This is a genomic window from Arthrobacter sp. P1_A5 (assembly GCF_056406825.1).
The window spans coordinates 1-4071 of sequence record NZ_JBFTZL010000253.1 but is presented as its reverse complement, the minus strand read 5'-3'; the positions used below and the strand labels follow the sequence as shown (position 1 = coordinate 4071).

Here is a 4071-nt window from a genome sequence, read left to right as displayed (position 1 = left end):
GATGCAGCCTGTGCGGCGCGCTTGGTCGCCGCGCCGACGGCCCTGCTGACCTCCTCGACCGGCATCCCCAGCCAGCCGGCGAGCTCCCGGGCATAGGCCGGCCGGATTCCGGCGTCGCGGATCTGCGCCACCACGGGCGCGGATTCACGCAGGGCCGCGATCCGGCCCTCGACCGTGTCCAGATTGTGCCGCTTCAGGGTGGCCCGGATGGCGAACTCAAACAGCGGGCGCCGGCTACCGATCAGATCCCGGACGGCGGAGTCGCCCTTGGACTGGCGCAGTTCGCAGGGGTCCGCGCCGTTGGGTTCGACCGCCACGAAGGTTTGTGCGACAAACCGCTGGTCCTCTTCGAAGGCGCGCAGGGCGGCCTTCTGCCCGGCGGCGTCGCCGTCGAATGTAAAGATGACCTCTCCACCGCTGCCGTCGTCGGAGAGCAGCCGGCGGGCGATCTTGATGTGCTCGGTGCCGAAGGCGGTCCCGCACGTGGCTACCGCCGTCGGAATGCCGGCCAGGTGGCAGGCCATGACGTCGGTGTAGCCTTCCACCACCACGAGCTGGCGGTCTTTGGCGATGTTGCGCTTGGCGAGGTCGATTCCGTAGAGGACTTGGGACTTCTTGTAAAGCGCGGTTTCGGGGGTGTTCAGGTACTTTGGTCCCTGATCGTCCTCGTAGAGCTTGCGGGCACCGAAGCCGATGGTGTCGCCGGCGATGTCCCGGATGGGCCAGATCAGCCGGCCGCGGAAACGGTCATAGATCCCCCGGCCGCCTTCAGAGAACATGCCGGTCAGCTTGAGTTCCGGGTCCGTGTAGCCGCGGCCGCGGAGGTGTTTGAGGAGCGAGTCCCAGCCCTGCGGCGCGTAGCCCACACCGAACTGTTCGGCCGCCGCGCGGTCGAAGCCGCGCCCGTAGAGGAAGTTGCGGCCCTCTGCGGCGCCGGGGGTGAGCAGCTGGGCGCGGAAGAACTCGTCGGCCACCTTGTGCGCGTCCAGCAGCCGCTGGCGCCGGCCGATGTCCTCCCGGTTGGGCCCGGAGCCGCCGTCCTCGTAGTGGAGCTCGAAGCCGATCCGGTGGGCCAGCTTCTCGACGGCCTCGTGGAAGGAGATGTGGTCCAGCTTTTGGACGAAGGAGATGACGTCGCCGTCCTCGCCGCAGCCAAAGCAGTGGTATCGGCCAACCTGGGGCCGAACGGTGAAGGAGGGTGAACGCTCGTCGTGGAAGGGGCACAGACCCTTGTAGGACCCGAGCCCGGCTCCCTTGAGCGTCACGTAGCCATCGATGACTTCCTTGATGTCGGTGCGTTGGCGTACTTCATCGATGTCTTCGCGTTTGATCAGGCCGGCCACATTGCCATCCTAGTCCCCGGGTATGACGCCGACGGGCCGGCCATGGTGGCCCTCACCACAGCGACGGCAGGCTGCCCACGAGACGCTCGTACATGGCCAGCGCCGAGCCGTCCGTCAGCGACGCGACCTGGTCGATGACGACACGCAGCCGCGCGGCGTCGTCGCCCGCGTCGAGCCAGTCGGCGGCGAACATCGGTTCCAGGTGGCGGGCCCCCGTGGCGCTGAGTGCGGTGACGAGGGCGTGCAGGACCTCACGCTGGCGCTCGTAGATGGGCTGCCTGTGTTCGGTGGTCATCACGAAGGTGGTGGCCAGGCCCTTCATGACCGCGATTTCCATCACGGTCTCATCCGGGACGATCAGCTCCGCGTTGTAGCGGGTCAGGTTTTCCGGGCCGTAGACCGTGCGGGTGGCCTCCAGTGCGCTCTGGCAGAAGCGGCCGATGAGCTGGCTGGTCATGTCCTTGAGCGCCGCCATGGCCTTGCGGCTGCCGTCGGCCTCGCGCACCCAGACGTCCGTGGCCTCCAGCCGGGCCAGGGCGGCGTCGATCGCGGCGGGATCGTTGTGCGGCAGGTACCACTGCTTGGCGTAGCCGACGACGCGGGCGCGGTGGTCCGGGTTGTCCATCCAGCGCAGCTGGAAATGCCCCGCGACGATCGCGTCCTCGACGTCGTGCACCGAGTAGGAGATATCGTCCGCCAGGTCCATGACCTGCGCTTCGAGGCAGGACCGGCGTTCCGGGGCGCCGTCGCGGATCCAGTCGAAGATGGGGAGGTCGTCCTCGTAGGCACCGAACTTGCTGGTCCGCTCCCCGTGGATGACCGGGGCGTTTACCGCGGACCACGGGTATTTGGCGGCGGCATCGAGACTGGCCCGGGTCAGGTTCAGGCCGGCCGGCCGGCCGTCGGCGGCGAGGACCTTTGGCTCCAGCCGCGTCAGCAGCCGCAGCGTCTGGGCGTTGCCCTCGAAGCCGCCGATCCCGTGCGCCACTTCGTTGAGGGCCGCTTCGCCATTGTGGCCGAAAGGCGGGTGGCCGAGGTCGTGGCTGAGGCATGCGGTGTCCACGACGTCGGGGTCACAGCCCAGCGCACGGCCCAATTCGCGGCCCACCTGGGCAACTTCGAGGCTGTGCGTGAGCCGGGTCCGGACGAAGTCGTCGGTATCCGGGGCCACCACCTGGGTCTTCGCGCCGAGCCGGCGCAGCGCCGAGGAGTGCAGGACCCTTGCACGGTCCCGCTCGAAGTCCGAGCGGTAGGTGCTCTTGGGCGGCTCCTCGACCCAGCGGGCCCAGTCGCGGGAGGTATACCCGTCGAGGACGGGCGCGGTGGTCCGGGTCTCAGCCACCGGAGACATCCAGTTCGGCGAAGGAAATATCGCGGGTCTGGGCATCATCCAGCGTCCGGTTCAGCAGCCAGTCCTTGGGCAGTGCCGGTTTTTTGGGCGAACCGGCGCGGCCGCGCGGACCCTCGGCGTCGCCTCCGGGATACGGCGAGTCGAGGTCCAGCTGGTCCAGGGTGCCGCGCAGCACCTCCAGGCTGGTGACGAGCGCYAGCTTGGTCCGCAGTTCGCTGCCGACCACGTAGCCCTTGAAGTACCAGGCAATGTGCTTGCGGATTTCGCGCAGGGCTTTGCCCTCGTCCCCGAACGTCTCGACCATGAGCTCAGCGTGCCGGTACACGCTCTCGGCAACCTGGCGCAGGTCCGGCCGGTGCCGCTGGTCGCTGCCTTCGAACGCGGCCATGAGGTCGCCGAACAACCAGGGCCTGCCCTGGCAGCCACGGCCGACGACGACGCCGTCCACACCCGTTTCGCGGACCATCCGGACTGCGTCCTCCGCGGACCAGATATCTCCGTTGCCGAGAACGGGAATGTCCGGCAGGGCCTCGCGCAGCCGGGCGATGGCGGACCAGTCGGCCTGGCCGGAATAGAACTGTGCTGCCGTTCGGCCATGAAGGGCGACGGCTGCGACGCCGGAATCGCGGGCAATCCGGCCGGCGTCGAGGTAGGTCAGGTGGTCCTCGTCGATGCCCTTGCGCATCTTGATGGTCAACGGGACATTGCCCTTGGAGGCTTCCTTCACCGCGGTCTGGACGATGGAGGTGAAGAGGTCGATCTTCCATGGCAAGGCCGATCCGCCGCCGCGCCGGGTGACCTTGGGCACGGGGCAGCCGAAGTTGAGGTCGATGTGGTCCGCCCGGTCCTCCTCCACCAGCATCCGGACGGCCTGGCCGACGGTGACGGGGTCCACGCCGTACAGCTGGACGGAGCGGACTTTTTCGTCGTCGTCGTGCGAAATGATGCGCAGCGACTCCGGCGTGCGCTCGACGAGGGCACGCGAGGTGACCATCTCCGCCACGTACAGGCCGCCGCCGTATTCACGGCACAGYCTGCGGAAGGCGGAGTTGGTGATGCCCGCCATGGGAGCCAGGATCACGGGGGTGTCCACCGTGATCGGGCCCAGCTTCAGGGGCGGGAGTTCCAGCTTGGGGGCGGGAGGGGTTGCTACAACAGTCACCCGACCATTGTCTCAAAGACGGGCAAATCGGCCCGGTCCCGCTCCGGCTATGTGGAAATCTCCCCGATCTGGCGGCGTTCGGTGCGGGCAGATTCGTAGTCAGCCCCGCAGTGCGGCCCGCCGCCCGCGGCGGGTGGCGCCACCGGCACCGGCACCGCCGGACCCGACTAGGTCTGGCTCGGTCTCATCCGGCCCAGTCCCAGCCGGCCCGATGC

The 4071-nt window shown here is 68.5% G+C and carries 3 protein-coding genes; all 3 read right to left on the bottom strand.

Annotation, left to right across the window (positions count from 1 at the left end; genetic code table 11):
- Nucleotides 1-1343, bottom strand: a 1343-nt coding sequence (dnaG, locus tag AC1D1S_RS19735) for a DNA primase (protein WP_476995281.1), incomplete at its 3' end; no start/stop codon positions are given.
- A 52-nt stretch (nucleotides 1344-1395) separates the two neighbouring features.
- Entirely contained in the window at nucleotides 1396-2694 is a 1299-nt protein-coding gene (locus AC1D1S_RS19730; RefSeq protein ID WP_243179636.1) for a deoxyguanosinetriphosphate triphosphohydrolase, read from the bottom strand.
- Entirely contained in the window at nucleotides 2678-3856 is a 1179-nt protein-coding gene (dusB, locus tag AC1D1S_RS19725; protein WP_018774562.1) for a tRNA dihydrouridine synthase DusB, read from the bottom strand. Before dusB ends, AC1D1S_RS19730 begins: the two co-directional genes overlap by 17 nt.
- Nucleotides 3857-4071 lie beyond the last annotated feature (215 nt).

Bases quoted from the DNA above. Each gene is read 5' to 3' on its own strand.
- AC1D1S_RS19730 (WP_243179636.1), bottom strand. From the start codon at position 2,694: ATGTCTCCGGTGGCTGAGACCCGGACCACCGCGCCCGTCCTCGACGGG.